The organism is Hydrogenovibrio sp., assembly GCF_965140365.1.
Classification (GTDB): domain Bacteria; phylum Pseudomonadota; class Gammaproteobacteria; order Thiomicrospirales; family Thiomicrospiraceae; genus Hydrogenovibrio.
In genome coordinates this window covers 1,575,104-1,595,449 of record NZ_OZ223196.1, presented here as the reverse complement: position 1 = coordinate 1,595,449, position 20,346 = coordinate 1,575,104, and the positions used below count along the sequence as shown (strand labels likewise).

The 20,346-nt window shown below is 45.6% G+C and carries 18 protein-coding genes; 13 read left to right on the top strand and 5 right to left on the bottom strand.

The window, feature by feature from the left end; translation table 11 throughout:
• Positions 1-119: 119 nt before the first annotated feature.
• The 3 genes from AC0KH7_RS07730 (at position 120) to rlmB (ending at position 4,919) form a co-directional block, all read left to right on the top strand.
• Positions 120-1,523: a dihydrolipoyl dehydrogenase gene (locus AC0KH7_RS07730; protein ID WP_472372255.1), complete on the top strand. Its 1,404-nt coding sequence runs from the start codon at positions 120-122 to the stop codon at positions 1,521-1,523.
• 312 nt (positions 1,524-1,835) lie between these two features.
• Positions 1,836-4,187, top strand: a complete 2,352-nt coding sequence (gene rnr, locus AC0KH7_RS07725; protein WP_472372253.1) for a ribonuclease R — start codon at positions 1,836-1,838, stop codon at positions 4,185-4,187.
• Positions 4,188-4,190: 3 nt separating this feature from the next.
• A complete protein-coding gene (gene rlmB / locus AC0KH7_RS07720; protein ID WP_472372251.1) occupies positions 4,191-4,919 on the top strand; it encodes a 23S rRNA (guanosine(2251)-2'-O)-methyltransferase RlmB in 729 nt (242 codons plus the stop codon).
• A 66-nt stretch (positions 4,920-4,985) separates the two neighbouring features.
• On the opposite strand, the gene AC0KH7_RS07715 is transcribed toward rlmB, so the two are convergent.
• Positions 4,986-6,191, bottom strand: coding sequence for a PfkB family carbohydrate kinase (locus tag AC0KH7_RS07715; RefSeq protein ID WP_472372249.1), 1,206 nt, complete (start codon positions 6,189-6,191; stop codon positions 4,986-4,988).
• Between the two features lie 509 nt (positions 6,192-6,700).
• Here AC0KH7_RS07715 and AC0KH7_RS07710 point away from each other — a divergent pair.
• The 8 genes from AC0KH7_RS07710 to AC0KH7_RS07675 all read left to right on the top strand — a co-directional run bounded on the left by AC0KH7_RS07710 (position 6,701) and on the right by AC0KH7_RS07675 (position 15,182).
• On the top strand, positions 6,701-7,420 hold the full coding sequence (locus AC0KH7_RS07710) for a helix-turn-helix domain-containing protein (RefSeq protein WP_472372247.1): 720 nt from the start codon (positions 6,701-6,703) through the stop codon (positions 7,418-7,420).
• A 158-nt stretch (positions 7,421-7,578) separates the two neighbouring features.
• Positions 7,579-8,121 (top strand): peptidoglycan-associated lipoprotein Pal, encoded by a 543-nt coding sequence (gene pal, locus AC0KH7_RS07705; protein ID WP_472372245.1) that lies wholly within the window; start codon positions 7,579-7,581, stop codon positions 8,119-8,121.
• A gap of 140 nt (positions 8,122-8,261) precedes the next feature.
• Positions 8,262-10,895 carry an aminopeptidase N gene (gene pepN, locus AC0KH7_RS07700; RefSeq protein WP_472372243.1) on the top strand — a complete coding sequence of 878 codons (2,634 nt, stop codon included), beginning with the start codon at positions 8,262-8,264 and terminating at the stop codon, positions 10,893-10,895.
• 12 nt (positions 10,896-10,907) lie between these two features.
• Positions 10,908-12,308: a penicillin-binding protein activator gene (locus tag AC0KH7_RS07695; RefSeq protein ID WP_472372241.1), complete on the top strand. Its 1,401-nt coding sequence runs from the start codon at positions 10,908-10,910 to the stop codon at positions 12,306-12,308.
• A gap of 266 nt (positions 12,309-12,574) precedes the next feature.
• Complete coding sequence (locus tag AC0KH7_RS07690) at positions 12,575-13,843, top strand: hypothetical protein (RefSeq protein WP_472372239.1); 1,269 nt, start codon at positions 12,575-12,577, stop codon at positions 13,841-13,843.
• A gap of 32 nt (positions 13,844-13,875) precedes the next feature.
• The gene (locus tag AC0KH7_RS07685; RefSeq protein ID WP_472372237.1) at positions 13,876-14,130 is read left to right on the top strand and encodes a hypothetical protein; all 255 of its coding nucleotides are present in this window, start codon (positions 13,876-13,878) and stop codon (positions 14,128-14,130) included.
• A 15-nt stretch (positions 14,131-14,145) separates the two neighbouring features.
• On the top strand, positions 14,146-14,826 hold the full coding sequence (locus tag AC0KH7_RS07680; RefSeq protein ID WP_472372235.1) for an LPP20 family lipoprotein: 681 nt from the start codon (positions 14,146-14,148) through the stop codon (positions 14,824-14,826).
• Positions 14,827-14,882: 56 nt separating this feature from the next.
• On the top strand, positions 14,883-15,182 hold the full coding sequence (locus AC0KH7_RS07675) for a hypothetical protein (RefSeq protein ID WP_472372233.1): 300 nt from the start codon (positions 14,883-14,885) through the stop codon (positions 15,180-15,182).
• An 84-nt stretch (positions 15,183-15,266) separates the two neighbouring features.
• On the opposite strand, the gene AC0KH7_RS07670 is transcribed toward AC0KH7_RS07675, so the two are convergent.
• From AC0KH7_RS07670 to flgA, 4 genes are all read right to left on the bottom strand, one after another.
• On the bottom strand, positions 15,267-15,845 hold the full coding sequence (locus tag AC0KH7_RS07670) for a PilZ domain-containing protein (protein WP_472372231.1): 579 nt from the start codon (positions 15,843-15,845) through the stop codon (positions 15,267-15,269).
• 130 nt (positions 15,846-15,975) lie between these two features.
• Positions 15,976-16,455 carry a flagella synthesis protein FlgN gene (locus AC0KH7_RS07665; RefSeq protein ID WP_472372229.1) on the bottom strand — a complete coding sequence of 160 codons (480 nt, stop codon included), beginning with the start codon at positions 16,453-16,455 and terminating at the stop codon, positions 15,976-15,978.
• Between the two features lie 4 nt (positions 16,456-16,459).
• On the bottom strand, positions 16,460-16,765 hold the full coding sequence (gene flgM, locus AC0KH7_RS07660) for a flagellar biosynthesis anti-sigma factor FlgM (protein ID WP_472372228.1): 306 nt from the start codon (positions 16,763-16,765) through the stop codon (positions 16,460-16,462).
• Positions 16,766-16,865: 100 nt separating this feature from the next.
• The gene (flgA, locus tag AC0KH7_RS07655; protein ID WP_472372226.1) at positions 16,866-17,480 is read right to left on the bottom strand and encodes a flagellar basal body P-ring formation chaperone FlgA; all 615 of its coding nucleotides are present in this window, start codon (positions 17,478-17,480) and stop codon (positions 16,866-16,868) included.
• A gap of 285 nt (positions 17,481-17,765) precedes the next feature.
• Here flgA and AC0KH7_RS07650 point away from each other — a divergent pair, with 285 nt between their 5' ends.
• Together AC0KH7_RS07650 and AC0KH7_RS07645 are read left to right on the top strand one after the other, a co-directional pair.
• Complete coding sequence (locus tag AC0KH7_RS07650; RefSeq protein ID WP_472372224.1) at positions 17,766-18,743, top strand: chemotaxis protein; 978 nt, start codon at positions 17,766-17,768, stop codon at positions 18,741-18,743.
• 28 nt (positions 18,744-18,771) lie between these two features.
• Positions 18,772-20,064 (top strand): hypothetical protein, encoded by a 1,293-nt coding sequence (locus AC0KH7_RS07645; protein ID WP_472372223.1) that lies wholly within the window; start codon positions 18,772-18,774, stop codon positions 20,062-20,064.
• Positions 20,065-20,346: the final 282 nt, after the last annotated feature.

The following is a 20,346-nucleotide window of genomic DNA, read 5'->3' as shown; positions in this document are numbered from 1 at the left end:
TTAGAATGAAACCCACTGCGCGTGAATAATAGATAGGCAGCAGCGGCCTCCAATGAGGGGGTTATGTTAGCTGTGGCACGATTGAATCGATTGAAAATACGTTTAGAGATGGTAAAAGAATGAGACAGGTTAAGTACATTATTTTGGGAGCGGGTTCATCCGGTTTGACAGCACTAAGCCAGATTCGTCGTGAAACCGATGATTTCGTTATGATTAATGGCGGATATTTTGGAACCACCTGCGCCCGTGTGGGCTGTATGCCATCAAAAGCCTTGATTCATTGCGCGGAGCATTTCCATGCCCGCAAACACTTTTATGATTTTGGCATTGACGGTGCCGATGGCTTGACAATTGATCATGCTGCCGTGATGAAGCGGGTTCGCGCGTTTCGTGACCGTTTTACCAACGGAGTGCAATCCGGTTCCACGGATACCTTAGAAGATAGCCAGTTGATTAAGGGGTATGCTCAGTTTGTGGCACCGGATACTGTGGAGGTTAACGGGGAACGTATTCAAGGCGAGCGCATTATCATTGCCACCGGCTCCAGACCGGTGGTTCCCGCACCTTGGAAGGAATCGTTAGGCGACCGGTTGCTGACAAGCGATGAAATTTTTGAGTTGGAAACCTTGCCGAAACGGATTGCGGTGATTGGTTTGGGGGTGATTGGTCTGGAACTCGGGCAGGCCCTGTCGCGTTTGGGGGTTGAGGTCATTGGTTTTGAAATGACCAACAGCATTGCCGGGTTGCGATCGCCAAGTGTTTCAAAAGAGGCGGTTAAGTTAATTTCCAAGGAATTCCCAATTTATCTTGGAGAAGCGGCGGAAATTGAAGCGACGGAATCGGGCGCGAAAATTACCGTTTCGTCCGGATCCTTTGAAGTGGATGTCGTGTTGGCCTCGCTTGGTCGTCGCCCGAATATCGACCAAATTGGTATTGAAAATTTGGGGGTGAAACTGGACGAAAGAGGGATGCCGCCATTTGACTTGAATACGATGCAGGTCGCCGACTTACCGGTGTTTATTGCCGGGGATGTGAATGCTTTCCGTCCAATTTTGCATGAAGCCGGGCATGAAGGAAAAATCGCTGTCTTGAATACCATGAGTTATCCAAATGTTCAATCTTACAAGCGTAAAACCGCTTTGGGGGTTGCGTTTACCCATCCGCAAGTGGCGGCTTTCGGGTGTGGTTATGATGACTTGGATTTGGACGAAAGTGTGGTGGTTGAGTTCAATCTTGAACGTAATAACGGCCGAGCGATTGTCATGGGTGAAGACCGTGGCATGATTTCTTTATTCGCCGATAAAACATCTAAGCGTTTGATCGGGGGGGAGCTGATGATGCCCCAGGCCGAGCATTTGGCGCATTTGTTGACATGGGCGATTGAGCAGGAAATGGATGTTTTACAGTTGGTGAGAATGCCTTATTATCATCCGGTGCTTGAAGAGGCGGTTGAATCGGCCATTCAGTTACTGGCAAAAGAATTGTATTCGTCTGAAACGCTAAATGCTTTGGAAACCTGCTAAGGGTTTCTTTTGATTAAAATGCCGGGCGTGAGCGAGGCGAAAATCTTAATACTTACATATTGTTATAATTGGTATATAATAGGCGCGCCCGATTTGGTTCGGGCTTTTTAAAATTAAACATTTAAATCTGACTGAATGAATGGAAAGATGGTTGCCTTGATAGGGGCCTTTCAGACGGTTTAAATTGAGTGAAAAATCCTTTAAAGTGTGGAATGAATAACTTTAGATTTTTCAAAAGTAGACACAAAAATAGTTGAATTTCGAGTGACTGAAAAAAGTAAAAATGAAAATATCGAGTCGTCTGTAGAGACGATGAAAGAAGAATCCCATCCGCAAACCCAACCTGATACGCCTACCGCTGATCCGCATGCTGATCGCGAGGCCGACAAATACGAAAACCCGATTCCGAGTCGAGAGTTCATTATCGATTTGCTGGAAAACGAGCAAAAACCTCTGCGTATCAAACAGATTGCCGACAGCTTAGATATTAACGATGATGAACGCTTTGAAGCCTTATCTCGCCGCTTGAAAGCCATGGTGCGTGACGGGCAGTTGCTGAGAAACCGACGAGGCGCTTTCGGGTTAATCCAGAAAATGGATTTGATCAAAGGGAAAGTCATCGGCCATCCGGGCGGTTTCGGCTTTGTTCAGCCGGAAGACGGTGGTTCCGATTTATTCCTGGGTGACCGGGAAATGCACAAGGTGTTTCACGGCGACTTGGTGATTGCTTCTGTTATTGGCGTCGACCGTAAGGGACGTCGTGAGGGGATGATTGTTGAGGTTATCGAGCATGCCAACGAGCAGCTTCTGGGGCGTTTGCACTTTGAAGATGGTTTGGCTTGGGTGCAGCCGACCAATAACAAGATTGCGCAGGACGTTTTCATCCCGCAAGATGGTGTTCTGGATGCTCAAGAAGGTCAAATCGTTAAGGTTGAGGTGATTCACCAGCCGACCAAACGTTCCAGCGCCATCGGTAAAGTGATTGAAGTGGTCGGGGACTATTTGGCTCCGGGAATGGAAATCGATTCCGCCATTCATGCTTATGATATCCCGAATGAATGGTCCGACGAGGCCTTGAAGCAATTGGATGAAATTCCAGATGAAGTGACGGAAGAAGATAAAGCGGGCCGTAAAGATTTGCGAAGCCTGCCGTTGGTGACTATTGACGGTGAGGATTCCAAAGACTTCGATGATGCCGTGTTTGCAAAACGTCGTAAGAAAGGCTGGCGTTTGGTCGTGGCGATTGCCGATGTGTCGCATTATGTGAAGCCGGGAACCGCTTTGGATAAAGAAGCTTATGAACGCGGTAATTCGGTGTACTTCCCGCAACAGGTGATTCCGATGTTGCCGGAAAAACTGTCGAATGGCTTATGTTCTTTGAACCCGAAAGTGGACCGTTTATGTATGGTCTGCGATATGTATATCGACGATGACGGGAAACTGGAAAGAACGCAGTTTTATGATGCGGTCATGAACTCAAAAGCGCGTTTGACTTATAACAAGGTGCACGAAATGTTGACGGATAAAGATTCCGAACACCGTCAAACTTATGCGGAGTTTGTGCCGAACATTGAAGATTTGAATGAGTTGTATCAAGTCTTGAAGAAAGCGCGCGATGTACGCGGTGCCTTGGATTTTGATACTACCGAGACGCGTATTGTCTTTGATGACAACCGTAAGATTGAAAAAATCGTTCCGGTGACTCGTAACGACGCGCATAAGTTGATTGAAGAATGCATGTTGATGGCGAACGTGGCCACAGCCCGTTATTTGAAATGGCATAAGATTCCGATGTTGTATCGTGTGCATGACAAGCCGTCGGAAGAACGCTTGGCTAACCTTCGAACTTTCTTGGGCGATTTTGGCCTGACATTGGAAGGGGGCGACGAGCCGGATGCGCATGATTACGCGGCTGTTTCCGAAGCGGTTAAAGGTTCGCCACATGAGCATTTGGTGGAAACCGTGTTGCTGAGAAGTATGAATCAGGCCGTATATCAGCCGGAAAACTTAGGGCACTTTGGATTGAATTACGAATATTATGCGCACTTCACGTCGCCGATTCGTCGTTATCCGGATTTGTTGATCCACCGTGCGATTCGTTTTGCCTGGACTAAGCAACCCGTGACGGAGTTCAGTTATTCTGAGCAAGATATGAAATCCTTTGGTGAGCATTGCTCTTCCACTGAAAGACGTGCCGACGAAGCGACACGTGATGCCGTAACCTTCTTGAAGTGTGAGTTTTTATCACATCGATTGGGTGAAGAATATGACGCCGTGGTAACCGCTGCGACCAACTTCGGCTTGTTCGTCGAACTGGATCCGTTGTACGTTGAAGGTTTGGTACACATTACTGAACTGGGTGAAGATTATTTCCACTACGATGCGTCCCGCCATTGTCTGAAAGGGGAAAGAACGGGCAAAGTCTACCGTCTAGGCGACCGCTTGAGAGTGCAAGTGGCTCAGGTCAATTTAGATGATCGTAAAATCGATTTACGTTTTTTGTCTTCGGATGAAGACGCGGAACCTGCGGTTGAAGAGAAGTCGACCAATGAAGAAGCCTCTACAGAAGAGTCGGAAGATTCGAAACCGAAAAAGCGTAAGCGTTCTTACCGTAAAAAACGCGGTGGACGTGGGCGCGGCGGCAAGAAAAAGTCAGGCAGCTAAGTCGTGAAGCAAGATATCCTTTACGGCATTCACGCAATTGAAAAGTTCCTGAAACAGTCGCCACATCTCGTTTATTCCCTGACCTTTCAAAAAGGTGTGGAGAATAGACGCATTCAGGCTTTGATGGCCCAAGCCAAGTCGCTTGGGATTCAGTATCAGTTGGAACCCAAATCTTACTTCAATCGTTTTGATGCCGTGCACCAAGGGGTCGTGGCCATGATTGCTAAGCAAGCGGAATTGCAAGAATCCGATTTGCTGTCGATGATGGAAACGGAAAACCAGCCGGTTTTTTTGTTCCTGGACGAAGTGCAGGATCCGCATAATTTAGGAGCCATTTTGAGAACCGCGGATGCCGCGGGCGTGACGGCGGTGGTGTTGCCGAAACATAATTCCGTCGGCGTCAATGCAACGGTTCGAAAAGTGGCCTGTGGCGCGGCAGAGACGGTCAAAGTGGTGGTGGTTTCAAATCTGGCGCGTACTTTGAAAACACTGCAGCAAGCCGGGTTGTGGGTGACGGGATTGGATGGCGAAACCGAATCCACCATTTACGATATGGATTTTACCGGGGCGGTTGGACTGGTCATGGGAGCTGAAGGCTCAGGCTTGCGTAAGTTAACCCGTGAAACTTGTGACCATTTGGCCGCCATTCCGATGGTGGGGTCGGTGGAAAGTTTAAACGTTTCGGTGGCCACCGGGGTGACGTTGTATGAGGTTTTCCGTCAGCGAAAGTAGGTGTGTAAGGTTATACAGTAGCTCATTGTGAGTCAATTCAAAAAACGACCAGGCCTGGTCGTTTTTTTATTGTGCGAGGTAGATATCCCCTTGTTCATCAATTTCAATCGCGACAGCGGTTAGCTCTTCGTTCATACAAGGGCCTTCCACACAGATCCCATCTTCAATATTGAAAAAGGCATCGTGTACCGAACATTTTAAAGTGTTGTCAAAAGGATTGACGTCGATTTTGTAGGCTTCATTTAATGGCACATCCTGATGCGGGCAATTGTTTTCATAAGCTTTGATGTGGTCTTCGTATTTAATGAGCACCACGGAGTGCGGTAAGTCGTCGCAGGGAACAACCAATGTTTTGGCATTGGTGACCTGTTTGATGTTGGCGAGGGGCTGCTTGTCTTTGATTTCGCTCATCAGGTTATCTAAGCCTGTCTGGCGGCATTTTCGGGCCGCCAGTCGGCTTCCCGCTTGCACCGCTGCGGCCAAAGAGTCGTTGTGTAAAAGACGGTCAATGACACCCGCATTAAACGTATCGCCCGCGCCTAGGCTATCAACCGTATGTGGGATGGCGTCAATGGGCTGGTGCTGGATAGCTTCATTCGGAGAGGCGTACCAGGCACCTTGTTTTCCCCAAGTACACACCAAGTGGCTTTGCGGGGCTTTTTTCTGCATGGCTTTTAACAATGTCTCACCATCGGCATAGCCTTTGGCGGCTGCATAATGATGTGAGAAGAAAATGACATTGGCTTGCGGGAAAAGTGCCTCAATGCCGTCACGAGGCTTTTCCACTTCCAGTGAAATGGGTTGATGGCTTAAAAAGGTTTTGGCGATATTGAGCATGCCGGTCAAATTTTCAATATTTCGACCCTCAAAATGCAGCCAGTCATATTGTTCGATTTCAACTTTGGCAAAAAAATCAAAGCTCAGTTCCGGCAAGTCTCGATAATGGGTAATGGTTCGGCTGCCGGTGGCTTCATTCAATAATACATAAGACGTTGGCGTTTGCCCCTGAATAAAACGTTGAACGTGTTCTGTTTCGATATGGCGCTCTTGTAAACCGTTTAGCAATTGTTTTGAAGATTGGTCGCCGCCAACGGTTGTCATAATACTGGTTTGGTGCCCCAGTTGGTTCAAGACATAAAGGCTATTGCATACATTGCCGCCGACTTGATGCAGTCGGGAAAGTGCTCGCAGTTCTTCATCTTCCTGCGGAAAATGCGGCGTTTTTAAAATGATGTCCAAAACCGCGTTACCAATGCCTAAAATATTCGCCATGAGGTGTTCCTTAATAATGACCGTTTTATGACGTAAATTTTACCATAAATCCAATGTTTAAGAGGGATGCAAGCCTTCTGTCGATAAAAGTGAATAATTTCAAAAAAAACTTGACAGGAGAATAGGGGGTATTAGTTTTTTAAATTAATTTGCATTCTATTAATGTGTCGTAACACATTGTATTTTATGAATTATTAGGTTTTTTATAAAGTTTATCATGCTTTTTTGTGCTTTGAATTATAATCCACAGAACCTGTGGATAACTTTGTGAAGATTTCTTTTTAGAGCGGCTAAATGCTTTAAAAATGTTACTGTTTTTATAAATTGATTAAAAAATAGGCAGTTTAAATTTATAAGAAGTTTTAAGTAAAAAATAAAATTATTTTTAGGACAAGTTATGCGTTTTTTGACGAATTCAAAATGCCGGGTCTTTTTTCATACATTTTGTGTCCTTGAAAAGATATTTTGGTAGAATCGCCGAAAAAGGGATTTTACAAAAAAGTGGTGTTATGACAGAAAAGCATTCCGGTTTTAACGCAAGTTGCTCCAAATGTGCAATGCAAGGGATTTGCTTTGCCAATGGGTTATACGATACCGATATCGAGCGGTTGGATCAACTCGTCGACCGAAAACCCTCTTTAGTGAAGGGGGAGTACCTCTATCAGGCAGGAGACGCGTTTACTTCTCTGTATGCAATTAGAGCTGGAATGGTAAAAGTTTTTTCCGTCAATGAGCATGAGCTGGAAGTGATACATGGTTTTTATCTGCCGGGCGACATTGTTGGGATGGAAGCCTTGGCTTGTTGTCAGCATGAATTTTATGCGGTAGCGATGGATACGACCACGGTCTGTGCTTTGCCCTATGAACAACTGACTAAACTGGGATCGGAAGTCCCAAATCTGAATGCTCAAATTTTCAGTCTAATGAGTCATGAAATCGTCACAGGCCGATTGCATTCAACGATTTTGACGCAGAAGACGGCGGAACAACGTTTGGCCGATTTTGTTTTGATGATGTCGCAACGCCTTCGAGCGCGTGGTTACGAGCACACTCAGTTTCGGTTGAATGTGCTACACCGCGATGTTGCCAGTTACCTTAACCTGACACCGGAAACCGTTTCGCGCATTCTCGGAAAATTTCAAAAGCAAGGGTTAATGATTTGGAAGCGCAAAGAGGTTATTATTCAGGACATGGATGGCTTGCAAAACATGGCGTCCTCGATGATGTAACTTGCTTTAAGCTTTTCTGTTGGAGTAAATAAAATCTAAAAAAATAAGGTTTTTTACATAAATTCTTATTTTGAGTTCAATTTTCTTTGGAATTCAGGTATATTTGAATTTCGGTTATATTTTAAATACGTTTTTTTAACATTTTAGGGAGATTTACGATGTCTTTATCAGGTCTTAAACAGCTATTTTTAGTTGGCTTCTTGGGGTTCGCGCTAGTCGGTTGTAGCTCTACGCCAACAACAGAAGAGTCTGGTTCATCAACGGATACGCAAGCTGAAAATGCAGAGCCAGTGGTCGTTGAAGAAGCAGAAGTTGTTGAAGTCGTTGAAGCGACAAATGATGCCGGACAAACGGCGGCTGAATTGAAAGCGACTTTGCAGGGCAAAGTGGTTAACTTTGATTTCGACCGTTCTGCAGTGAAACCAGAATTCTATGAAATCATCAAAATGAATGCCGATTACATGGCATTGGACTCCACTGCAAACGTAACCATTAAAGGTTATTGTGATGAAAGAGGCACCCGTGAGTACAACTTGGCGTTGGGTGAGCGTCGTGCAAACGCGGTGAAAAACGCATTGGTCGCTGAAGGCGTTAGCCCAAGTCGTATCAATGTTATCAGCTATGGTGAAGAAGATCCTATCGATCCAGCTCATACTGAAGCCGCCTGGGCGAAAAATCGTCGCGCTGAGTTCTCTTACTAAGACACTCCTGTAACTTTCCCTAAAAGCCTTTCTGTCTTTGGCAGGAAGGCTTTTTTTTTCGGATTTTTTTTCGCCAGTCTTTTACAATCAACACCAAGAAACATTCAATACAACGATTCAACCGAGCTCCCGATATTCTTATGACACAAAATTTACCCAAAACGCATTACTTAACCGATTATCAACCCCCAGCATTTGATATTGAGTCCATTTTTCTGACATTCGAATTGTCGCCAAACGTTACGCGCGTTACGAACCGTATGCGTGTCCGTCGAATCAGCGATGCCGCAACCCCCTTTGTATTGGATGGAGACGGTTTAAAGCTGGCGCAGGTTGATTTGGATGGTGTGGCGTTGATGCCCACACAGTATGAGGTGACGGATACGCAATTGATCTTGGCCGATGTGCCGGAGCATTTTGACCTGGAAGTGGTAACCGAAATTGATCCGGAAAACAACACACGCCTGGAAGGGCTTTATCGGACCAGTGGTAATTATTGTACGCAGTGCGAAGCGGAAGGGTTTCGCCGCATTACCTATTATCTGGATCGTCCGGATGTTTTGACTTATTTCACCACTAAAATCATTGCCGACAAAGCGGAAAATAAAGTACTGCTTTCCAACGGTAATTTGGTCGAAGTGGGTGATTTACCGAATAACCGCCATTATGCGATTTGGAAAGACCCTTATAAAAAGCCTTGTTATTTATTTGCACTGGTCGCCGGAAACCTGGAAGAGGTGGAAGATACGTTTATCACACGCGACCAGCGGCAGATTGATTTACGTATTTATGTTGAACCGAAAAACCTGGATAAATGCGAGCACGCGATGGCGTCGCTGAAACGTTCCATGAAATGGGATGAAGAGCGTTTCGGTTTGGTATATGACTTAGATATTTACATGATTGTGGCCGTGGACGATTTCAATATGGGCGCCATGGAAAACAAAGGCCTGAATGTGTTCAACTCAAAGTATGTTTTGGCCAGGTCTGAAACGGCGACGGATATGGACTATGAAGGGATTGAATCCGTTATCGGACATGAATACTTTCACAACTGGACCGGCAACCGGGTGACGTGCCGTGATTGGTTTCAATTGACCTTAAAGGAAGGCTTAACCGTTTTCCGCGATCAAGAATTTACATCGGACATGCTGTCGCCAGCCGTGAAACGAATCGAAGACGTTAAGCGTCTGCGGAGCAATCAATTTCCGGAAGATGCCGGCCCAATGTCGCACCCGATTCAGCCGCAGTCGTATATTGAAATGAACAATTTTTATACGATGACGGTGTATGAAAAGGGCGCGGAAGTGGTGCGTTTGTATCACACGTTACTCGGTGAAGCCGGTTTTCAAAAGGGAATGAACCGCTATATTGAACGTTTTGATGGGCAGGCGGTAACGGTTGAAGATTTCCGGGATGCAATGGGCGCGGCCAACGATGTGGATTTGTCTCAAATGCACAACTGGTACACGCAAGCTGGAACGCCGACGCTGAAGGTGGAAAAACATTTCGATGCCGCGACCGGTACCTTAACGCTCCACTGCGAACAATTTTTAAAGGGGCAATCCACTCACGCACCGTTATTGATTCCGGTTTTATTCGGCTTTTTGGACGATTCCGGTACCGCTTTGCCGGTCAGGCCTGGTGAAAATAGCCGAAACAAGGTGTTTGAAACCGAAAAAGGCCATTTATTGAAAATAACCGACATTTCGGAGACCTTTGAATTTACCGGGCTGTCTCAAGTACCGCATTTATCTTTGTTGCGCCATTTTTCCGCGCCGGTCAATCTGGATTATGTCGCCAGCGACGACGAGTTAATGATGTTGGCGTCCCACGATTCGGACAGTTTTGTTCGCTGGGAGTCGATTCAAACCCTTGCATTGCAAAACATTAAAGACAATGTCGCCCGTTTCCAGGCCGGTGACGGCATGGTGTTTTCAGCGCATTATCAGAGCGCCTTTAAAGCAGTTTTGGAAGCGCAAGGGCTAGACCCGGCCTTGAAAGCACTGGCCATGGGGTTGCCGGATGTGCCTTATGTGTTCGAACAGTTCGAATCGATTGATGTCAATGGCGTGTTGCAGGCACTGGCATATCAGAAGCATCAAATTGCGCAGGTATTTCAGCCGGCCTTGGAGGCAACTTACACTGAGTTGCAATCCGAAAAAAGCTATTGCTACGATAAGCATGATATTGCAGATCGAATGCTGAAAAACCAATGCTTGATGTATTTAGCCTATGGCGATGAATCCATCGAGACGTTAGTGGCGCAATACCAAAAACAGCAAAATATGACCGACGTTTTGGCGGCCTTAAACGCGTTGAATCATTTAGATGTTCCAGAAAGAGCCGATTGCCTGTCGGACTTTTATCAGCGTTGGCACAAGGACAGCTTGGTAATGGATAAATGGTTTTCACTTCAGGCACGCTCGGAATCAAGCCAAGCCTTGCAAGTTGTGAGAGGTTTGTTGGAGCATCCTGACTTTAATTATCGTAATCCTAACCGGGTTCGCAGTGTATTAGGTGTATTCGGACGACTCAATATGAAGGCTTTCCATGACGCATCGGGCGGTGGCTATGACTTATTGGCCGAAGAAGTGCTTAAAATGGACAAGATTAACCCGCAAGTGGCGGCCCGACTGGTAACGGCTTTTACGGCCTGGAAACGTTTTAAAGGTCATCGTCAGGAAAAAATGCATGCCGCTTTACAACGGATTGCAGCGGAAAAGGCGCTGTCGAAAGATGTATATGAAATTGTTTCCAAGTCGTTAGAGTAGACCGACGGTATCATGAGTATGCATCGAAACCTGTTGGCTTGGGGGGCAATGGTGGCAATATTTGCCTCTCCGTGGGGATGTTTCGCCGAAGAAGGCCGTGTTGTATCATCGCTGTCGGAAAACACCTTGCAAAGTCAGGACTTGACGTTGGATCAACAGATTCAAATGATCGATGTGGAAATTCTGTTGTTGAAAGCTGAATTGGCGCAAAAAAATCAGCAAGTTTCCCAAGTCGGTGTTTATTTGAAAGAGTTGAAAACCCTGCTACCGCCGAAGTCTCTTAATTCGACAATGCAGGCGCGTTTCGATCGATTGCAAACCTATTACGATTCGGCACAGCAGACTTTACAACCGTTAAACGCTGGGCAATTCCATTTCAATCCAAAGAAAATGTTGGCTCTCTTGCCCATGAGCGGACCTTATTCCCAGGCCGGGCAAGCCGTTTATCAGGGGTTACAGGAGGCTTTTCAGGAAATGCCCATGCCTTATGACCTGGAAGTGTTGGATACCAATATCTATGACTCCATGTTTGATGCTTGGGAATGGGTTCGTTTATATCAACCCAGTTTCATTTTTGGCCCTTTACAGAAATCGCATGTCGCCGAGCTGAAAACTTTGGATTTGCACACGCCGGTACTGGCTTTTAATGAGGTTGAAGAGGCGGATTTTGGTGATGCGCTGCGCGTTCTCTCTCCGTCGTCGGCTAACGATGCGCTGACGTCGTTAATAACGTATTTGCAGGAAAGTCATGCGCAACGAATTGTATTGCTGTCTGACGGTGACAAAAAATCTCAGCGGCTGGTTAAACGTTTTGAAGCGCTGCTTAAACAAACCGATGCGCTGTTGCCGATTGAGGTCGTGGACGTTACCAAAATTGATTCACACGTTGACGCGGCTTTGGAAAAAGCGTTGCATGCGCGGCAATCTCAGGGCCGAAAAGGTTGGTTACAACACACTATTGACCACCGATTGGAGTTTGACGAGCGCCCGAGGCAAGACCTTGATGTGGTGGTGAGTTTTTTACCTTATCGTTTGGCGATGCAAGTTTCCCCTTTGCTGGAGTATTACCATTTGAATGCTCTGGCGCATTACTGGTTACCATCTGAGCTACCGCCTGTGGATCAGTTGGTAACCAGCCTTCCTTACTGGCAGTCTACATCTGCTATTCTTCCAAGCTATTATGCCGCGTTGGTCCGGGAAAAACAGTCTTCAAAGGCAAGCGATCCTGGAGTTGGCATTTTTTATGCTTTAGGTCAGTTGGCGGCAAAAGCCGTTGTAAATTTGACGCAAGAAAATACGCATGTCATGCGCTCTGAGTTAGGTGACTTAAGCGTGGACAGTGAACAGCGCTTTCATATCTACCCGGATGTCTACTGGTTAGACACAGGGGTGTTTGAGCGGCTGACGCCGTAATTTCAAGTGTATCCGGTTTGGCGAAAACGGCCAGGCCTGGTGAATTTTAAGAAATTGATAGAGAGCTTTGCACGAGCGGGGCGCGAGTAAAAAAGGAGATAAAATTTTTCTGAATTAGGCGGAAAACGAAGCTAATAGCTGGCTATTAACGAGTTTTTCAACGACATTCAGGAAAATTTTAGCCATTTTTAGCCGTGTATCCATCTCGTGTTTATGCCCTTTGGGTGCGAAGCTCTCTGATAATAGGCAAGTTTGGGGAATAAGCGGTGGCTGAATCCAATGATACCATTGATCCGAATGATCTAGACAGCATCGATGCCTTACTGGATGAGGCCGAGCTGGAAGCGATTTCGGCAGAAGATGATCAAGACGATACTCAAGCGGATCAAGCCGAGGAGGTAGCTTCTCTTGATGAAGGGAATCTCGATGACCTTCCAAAAGAAGAAGCGCCTGAGCCGGTTGATGAGCCCGCTGAACCGGAACCTGCTGTTGACGAGCCTGCTGTTGAAGAACCCGCAGAGACCGGGGGCGGAATTATGGATAACTTTCCGTCACCTGACGAGGAAGAAACAAGACCGCTAGAACCGGAAATGCCGGCTCCGGAACCGGAGGCACCGCCAGAACCGGAATCTGCTCTGGAACCAATGTTTAAAGACGAACCGGTTTCGAAACCGGACGCCGCGAATATGGGCGACGAATCGCCTACGGCCGCTCCGATTGCTGAAGAAGGAGCGGAAAGCTTTTTGCAGAAGCGAGCGGCATTACAGCAACAGAATCAAAACCAAAATCAAAATACGTTAACGGTGGCCGAAATGGACTCAATTAAAAAACTGATCATTATTTTCAGCTCAATCACCATCACTTTGGTCTTGGTGGCGATAGGTACCGGGGTGTGGGCCGCTTTAGCTTCCAACCCTGGGCTGGATAAAGAGGCACAATCTTTATTGGAAGATATTCATGCCGGCTCAACTCAGAGCATGATCAAAAGCGCCAGCTCAGAAAAAACCGTTAAGCAGTTAGAAAAAAAGCTTGATGCGCTGAGTTTCCAGGTTGAACAGCTGAACCGTGATTTAGTACAGATGATGCCGAGCCAAGAAGCGGATACCGTTTCTGAAGCGGGGGCTTCACCGGAAAAAGACACTAAAAACACTGAGCAGAAAGGAACGGGCGTAACCGTTATTCCTCAGGCAAGCCAACCCGTTCCTATCGCTCAAAGTTTACAGGTGGCCGCCGTGGATCCGGAGTTGGTGAAGAAAATGGATAAAGTCAGCTCTCGAATGGTCGTTACACAAAGAAGAGTGAATGAAATCAATAACCGTGTTAAGTCTTTACAGTCTCAGTACAAGTCGATATTAAGAACGGTTAAGAAAGTCGAGCAAGGCATGCTGCAAGAAAAGGTCAAGGTGGCCGATGAGCAGAAAAAAGCCGAAGCGCTTGAAAAAGAGGAGCTGGCAAAACAGAAGCAACGTGCGATGGAAAAGGCCAGAGCTTATGAATACAGCGCGCCGAATAATCCTTATTTCGATTCGTACTAAGGATAGGACGACCTTTGTTGGGAGAGCGTTAAATGCCCGGAAGTATGCAAAAAATTGTTTGGTTGATGCTGGTCAGTGGTTTGATGACCGCTTGTACCGGCATGGATGCGAAATACCGGGTACCCGACTATTACACGAATGAACTGATTCCGAAGCATTATCAGCCGGGTCCGGAATACTCAGTGAATGGGCTGAAATGCAGTGAACAAATTAACCGGTGTGAGCCGAAGCGATCCAACCGTTGGATCACTCATCGAGCTTACCCAAAACCTTATTTTTTTGAGTAAAATGGAGACACTGTTATGAATAAACAGAGCTTATTTTTAACAACCGCCATGGCCAGTGCAATGGTTTTGGCTGGTTGCAGTACCCAACCGCAAGTGAAGTCCACTTCGGCTCCTACGCCAGCCCCTGTTCAAGTGGCTAAACCTCAACCGGCTTCTGCTCCGGAAGAGTCTTCAGCCGGCTCGGCGAAAATGTCGGATCAAGCTTCTTCTGAAAAAGAGGCACCAACGGTCGAAGAGATGGTTGCGAAACAGCCAGTTGTGTACAAAGTGCCAAAAAGTGCCTTACAACCGCAGTTAATTAAAATTTCCGGTATTGGTTATGGTGCCGAAAGTACCTATGAAGGTTACACTCCGGGGCAGCGTCGTTTGATGGCGATTCGTTCGGCAAAACTGGATGCCTATCGTTCTTTGGCTGAGCAGTTGTATGGCATTAAAATCGACAGTAATACATCGGTGGCCACTTTGACCGCGCAAAATGACAGTTTCCGCGCTCGTGTCAATGCGATTGTCCGAGGTGCGCGAGTGGTGAGTATCACGCCAATGGCGGATCATAACTATGAGACCATTTTGGAAGTCTATATTGATAAAAGTTTCTTCTACAATGCGTTTGTTTATTCTAAAAAAGAAGAAGAAACAACGATTTCAGCGGACGATTTATGCCGCACACTGACTTGTCACACGATTGGAGAGCACTGATATTTAGCTTTTGTCAGTGTCGTTCGCGTCTTGGTGACGTATAAGGAGAAACGATAATGAATCGAACAGCCATTTTGGCTTCGGTGGTGGTCATGTTTTTGACCTTCCAATCGATTGCCGAAGCCGCAAGTATCAGTACTCGGGTGCGGATTCTTGAAAGCAAGGTCTATAAACAAGGTAAGCTGATTCAACAGCAAGCTAAGAAAGATCGCGCTTATACCAGTGATCTGAAGCAGGGGCTGAAAGAGATTGAGTTATTGAGAGTTGAACTCCAGAAGTTTATGCGTCAAAAAGAAACATCGGAGAAGAAACCTTCTTATGATGGCGACCTTGACCGAGCGTATTCTTTTCCTTAGAAAGTGTTTCCACGGACTCAAAAAAATAAAACCGGCGAAAGCCGGTTTTTTTATATCGGGAGATTAAATGGAAAAAAGACCGGTTTACTGGGATTCTTTTTTCATTTGGTTGGCCAACTCGATTTCCTTACTTTGAATGAAGTAGACTAGTTTGCGACGATCATCTTCGGTCATGTTTTGATATTCTAATGATACGGTAGCGGCAGAACCGTCGGTTTCCGGCATAATTTTAACGATATTGCAACGAACCAGAACAGGTGATTCTTCTTCAAGTGGCTGGAATAACAAGTCGACCTTATCATTTGTATCGACGTTTTCCGAAATTTTGATCGCAACACCGCCGGCGCTGATGTTCACCATTCGCTGCGGGATAGCGTGAACCAGTTGTTTTCTATCCACTGTCTGTAGCAGAAAGTTGATTTTACTGTTCATTGCCGTTAAAGCGGTGGCAAGTAAAGTACTTTTCTGACCAATTTGAGAGATGACAGTGCTTAACTGCTCGTCCAGTTGTGTCAAATTCTCCATGAAATATTTTTCGATGTAACCGGCATCAGGTGCGGTTGGAAGAGGCTGATTTATCGCTTCTTCTTCTGTGACGATTCGATAGCTGCACGGTAGCATGACATCAATTCTGAAAAAAGATCGACTGTTTTTCGACGACATAAAGGTTCTCTTTTAAGTTGCGTTTTCAGGATATCTTAATCGATATGCATGAAACGAGTTTATTAAATTCAAAAAAATCGTCAAGCAGAAATTACGCCAAATATTGGGTGTAAGTCAGAGTGAACGGTTATCAAGCTTTTCCAAGCGGGTTGGATTTTTGATCACTGGGAACGGTTTTCCCGGAAGCGCTATAGGTTTTGGTGTTTTCTTGCCCGGTCAGGAGGTTGAGTGTGGTTTGGTTTAAGTGTCTTAAGGACTGGACGGTCATGCCGTTAATGGTGTTTAGCTTATGACAATGTTTGGCTTTTTCAGAGATGTTCTGTAATGCCTGTTTGTCTTCTGGCTTTAAGCCTGGTAGGGAGGATAAAGAAACCTCTTTTGGAGAGGACAGGTTCACGTCATTTGGTAGATGTGTCGCTAAAGCATCAAACTTTTCGGATACCGATTGAGAAAGCTGTTCTTTTCTTTGGAGTGTATCGGTTAAGTTGTTTAGTTGAGCGCTTTTTAGCGCAGAGGCTTCTGCCTCCAGAACGGATTCGAATTGAGACAGAAGGTCAAGCAGCTCAGTTAAAAGCGGGGATAAGTTTTGAGTGTCTGCGGCTTGACCCATTCAATTAACTGCCTGTGAATAACGTCTCGGTTTGAATCAATTTATTAGCAACGCTTTCAGCGTTTACTTGATAACGACCATCTTGGATTGCCGCTTTTAATTCTTCAATTTTGGCTGAGTTGTCAACAGTGCTGGCAGCCGCTTGTTTTTCAAGCGTTTGCATTTGCGTTGAAACGTCTGTCAATGTGACTCTGTCAGTGTTGGCATTTGGCTGCGCAACATTCTGCCCACCAGCATTTTTCGGTGCACCATTTCCCGATTCGTTTAATCGGCCGTTCACCAGATTTTGATTAATATTCTTAATATCCATAACGGTATCCCCAAACCTTTAATGTATTTTAACAACTTATGACATTTGTTCTAGTACTTTTAACGGCTGAACCTTTCGATACTTTAATTTTATTTTTACCTTAAGGTATTACAACGGTATTGGGAGCAATAACTATGCCTTTTACCACTTTTTGTGAAGAAAGGTTTTTAACCGGTATTTGCTGATTCTTTATGCCGTTTTTTAAAGCAACGCCAATGGATTTGACTTTGATGTGGCCGACACGGGTAATAATAGTCACATTATTATCTTTAAACACCATATAAGGCGGTTGCAAATGCCGAACCTTTAAAATGGTATTGGGTGGAATGGCGCGTTTGGCTCGCATGCCGACGGCTCGATCAACGTTAATCAAGGCGCCTCGCCGAACTTTTTGGTAGGGCATGAAAACTTGTTTGACGTCGCCAGGTTGAATAACGGCCTGTTTTAGAATTCCTTTAGTGGTCATGACAACGGGCAAATCGCCCTCTACGGTGGCGGTGACAAAAATTTTCCATTCCGGGGCGGGGCACTGAAGTTTGAATGTCATGCGCCCAAACGTTTTTTCTGGGGCTTTGTCTTCGAGCTCGAGCGGTTTTTCGCAGCGGGGTAAGCGCAGTCGATCACTGAATTTTCGAATGTCGTAAGACGGGTTGTGTATTTTTTGGTCGGTTTTTTGCTTAAGGTGTTTCAGCACCATGTCATAAAGCACTTGCATTGGTTGGTTTTCAGAGCGGGAATCGCTTTGTGAGGCTTGAACTGGCTGGAGGCATAAGAGGCTTGTGCTCAGCGCAAGGCCCAGAAGAGGCAAGTATTTGATTGTCCATTTTGTGAGTGAGTGCATAGGTGACTTTGCTTACCGGCTTGTGTTTTGCTTGCTTTAGAGAATTCAGTTATATTAACTGATATTGATTGAATTATCATTGTTGTATTCGTTATGCGTCATACGATGGGTGTTGGCGAATAGAGTACGATAATCAAAATGAAGAAGAAGGTGGCATCCATGTCAAGTTTTCTAAAAGGGGTTGACCAACGAACGTCGCTTGCGGGTATGAACCGCATGGAGTTATTGCTGTTTAAGATTCACGGCAATCAGTTGTTCGGAATCAATGTCTTCAAGGTTCGTGAGGTGATTCGCACACCGTTCATTTCACCGGTTCCAAAAGCGGATTCAAGAGTGGTCGGCGTGTCGGATATTCGTGGGCAAACCATGCCGATGATTGACTTGGCCAAGTCTTTGGACTTGCCGGCGGTTCCAGCCGATAAATATAAAGACTCTTTGACGATTGTGACCGAGTTTAACAGTTCCGTACAAGGTTTTTTGGTAGAGGATGTCGATCGCATCGTCCACTTACGTTGGGAAGATATTTTACCGCCACCGGATTCCCTGCAAAACGTCAATTACTTGACAGGCATTACCCGAGCTCAAGAGCAGATTGTCGAAATTGTGGATGTCGAAAAAGTATTGGCCGAAGTATCGGGAATGCAAGAGCAGATGTCGGATGAATTCTTACATCAAAATCAATCCAAAACAGAAGGGCATGACTTCTTTGTTTTGGCGGCGGATGATTCTGCGGTGGCACGTAACCAATTAAAAACCACGTTGGATAAGCTTGGGATTACCAACAAAATCGTCACTAATGGCCGAATGGCTTTGGATTTCCTGAAAAAATGGGCCGATGATGCTGACAAAGACATTAGTCCAGCCGTAAAAGATCGGGTCTTGATGGTGATTTCCGATATCGAAATGCCGGAAATGGACGGTTATACCCTGACCACCAATATTCGTAAAGACCCGCGCTTGAGTGATTTGTATGTGGTGTTGAGTTCATCGTTGAGTGGTGGTTTTAATGAGACGTTGACTGAAAAGGTCGGGGCGAATAAGTTTATGTCGAAGTGGCATCCCGAAGAACTGGCACAGGCCATTATTGATCGTATCGATGTTGTCACCACGCAAAAACAGCAAGCACAGGCTTCCTGATCAAAATTGAGTGAGAGTTGGAACTTTTATGAAACAGGTGACTAAGAGGCTTTTTGTCTTTTTTTTCATCTTGATGTTCGGGGCGGCCGCTTGGGCGGCTCCCGTTACGGATGGTGTGAAAAAAGAGTACCCCAGTCGTTGTGTCGTGGTGACGGGGGTCGCGTCGATGGATGGTGTTTCCAAAGAATTTGCCAGGCAAATGGCGATTCGTAACGGTTTGAAGCAAGCCAGCATGCAGAATAACTTGAAAGTGTCTTCTGACCAAGTCATGAAGGATTTCATGCTCACAAAAGACGCCACGCGTTTTACCTCAAACAGTAAGGTTTCCCAATTTTTGATTGTCGAGGAAGGGGTACAAGAAGCCGATTTCAACAAACGTTTTGATGATAAAGGCATTGAAATTCTGGATGAGCAGAAGCTCAAAAAGATGGAAACTTATCAAGTCAAAATGGAAGTGTGCCTGACGGAAGACCCACAAGCCTGTAACAATGTGCCGGGAAACCATTATCAACCTAAACTGGCCATTGCTCGTCCCATTACGACCGATAGCCGAGGTGCGACCGACATCTCCAACTTGTTAGGCGGTTTCCAAACGGAATTGCAACGGCGTTTGTATGATCGCGGTTACCGCAATATGGTGATGATTGAAGATAATTCGTTATTGGATACCACTCAGGCCGTAGCGCCGAATTTATCACCGGATGTGTTAGAACCGATCCGGGAGGGCACGGGAGCGCAATATCTTTTATTGACGGTGATTCGTTCTATTTCCAGACACAATGATGACCCGAAACTGTGGAATGACTTTAAACGTTTTTATAGCCGTGAAGTTCAACCGAACACGCGCTTTATTGAGACGGACACCTATATTGTGGATTTATATAATTACGATATTGTGCTGGAAAAACGTAACGGTTTTGATATTAAAGGCGATGTAACGGTCGGGCGTCAGCGTCCGTTTGGCACCAATGCGTTTTTCGACACGAATACAGGCATGGTTTTCCATGCGTTGTTAGCCAACTCAACTCAGCAAGTTTATGGTTATATGCGCTGCAAGCCGGTTGAAACCCGTATTATTGATATTCGTGGCGACGATTATGTGATCTATCTTTCCAACGAATCCGGTGCTCAAGTGGGTGACGAGTTGGCGGTTTATCATAATGTCGGCCGCCCGGTTCGATACCAAGGAAACGATTTGGGTCTGGATTCTGTGCCGTCCGGCTTTCTTAAAATCAAACGGATCCAGTCGCGTTTTGCGGTGGGTGAAGTTCTCGCAAAAGACGGTCTTATCCAGATCGGCGATAAAGTACGATCCTGGTAATCTCTGATTTCTTTAATGGCAAAAACGGCCAGGCCTGGCCATTTTTGCCTAATGTATTTAAAACCTGCCTTTTTACTCAAAAAATAACACGTTAAAAAACAATCTCTTATGACTTTTATCGGCAAATTTTGCCGAATTCGGAAAAAAATGGCCTTTTTTTTCTAAAGTTTTTTCAACCTCAGCCGATAAACGGCCAATTTTTCAGTCCTTTAGCCTTTTTTTAATATTTGGCATTCCTATTGCTACGTTTCGATAGAACAATAAAAACAATAGTATTTTGAC

What these genes read in the sequence shown, in the direction of transcription:
- flgM (WP_472372228.1), bottom strand. Translation starts at nt 16,765, where the DNA reads ATGGATATTAAGAATATTAATCAAAATCTGGTGAACGGCCGATTAAAC.
- AC0KH7_RS07685 (WP_472372237.1), top strand. Translation starts at nt 13,876, where the DNA reads ATGCCCGGAAGTATGCAAAAAATTGTTTGGTTGATGCTGGTCAGTGGT.
- AC0KH7_RS07675 (WP_472372233.1), top strand. Translation starts at nt 14,883, where the DNA reads ATGAATCGAACAGCCATTTTGGCTTCGGTGGTGGTCATGTTTTTGACC.
- AC0KH7_RS07695 (WP_472372241.1), top strand. Translation starts at nt 10,908, where the DNA reads ATGAGTATGCATCGAAACCTGTTGGCTTGGGGGGCAATGGTGGCAATA.
- AC0KH7_RS07730 (WP_472372255.1), top strand. Translation starts at nt 120, where the DNA reads ATGAGACAGGTTAAGTACATTATTTTGGGAGCGGGTTCATCCGGTTTG.
- rnr (WP_472372253.1), top strand. Translation starts at nt 1,836, where the DNA reads ATGAAAGAAGAATCCCATCCGCAAACCCAACCTGATACGCCTACCGCT.
- AC0KH7_RS07650 (WP_472372224.1), top strand. Translation starts at nt 17,766, where the DNA reads ATGTCAAGTTTTCTAAAAGGGGTTGACCAACGAACGTCGCTTGCGGGT.
- AC0KH7_RS07715 (WP_472372249.1), bottom strand. Translation starts at nt 6,191, where the DNA reads ATGGCGAATATTTTAGGCATTGGTAACGCGGTTTTGGACATCATTTTA.
- AC0KH7_RS07710 (WP_472372247.1), top strand. Translation starts at nt 6,701, where the DNA reads ATGACAGAAAAGCATTCCGGTTTTAACGCAAGTTGCTCCAAATGTGCA.
- pepN (WP_472372243.1), top strand. Translation starts at nt 8,262, where the DNA reads ATGACACAAAATTTACCCAAAACGCATTACTTAACCGATTATCAACCC.
- AC0KH7_RS07665 (WP_472372229.1), bottom strand. Translation starts at nt 16,455, where the DNA reads ATGGGTCAAGCCGCAGACACTCAAAACTTATCCCCGCTTTTAACTGAG.
- AC0KH7_RS07680 (WP_472372235.1), top strand. Translation starts at nt 14,146, where the DNA reads ATGAATAAACAGAGCTTATTTTTAACAACCGCCATGGCCAGTGCAATG.
- AC0KH7_RS07645 (WP_472372223.1), top strand. Translation starts at nt 18,772, where the DNA reads ATGAAACAGGTGACTAAGAGGCTTTTTGTCTTTTTTTTCATCTTGATG.
- flgA (WP_472372226.1), bottom strand. Translation starts at nt 17,480, where the DNA reads ATGCAAGTGCTTTATGACATGGTGCTGAAACACCTTAAGCAAAAAACC.
- AC0KH7_RS07670 (WP_472372231.1), bottom strand. Translation starts at nt 15,845, where the DNA reads ATGTCGTCGAAAAACAGTCGATCTTTTTTCAGAATTGATGTCATGCTA.
- pal (WP_472372245.1), top strand. Translation starts at nt 7,579, where the DNA reads ATGTCTTTATCAGGTCTTAAACAGCTATTTTTAGTTGGCTTCTTGGGG.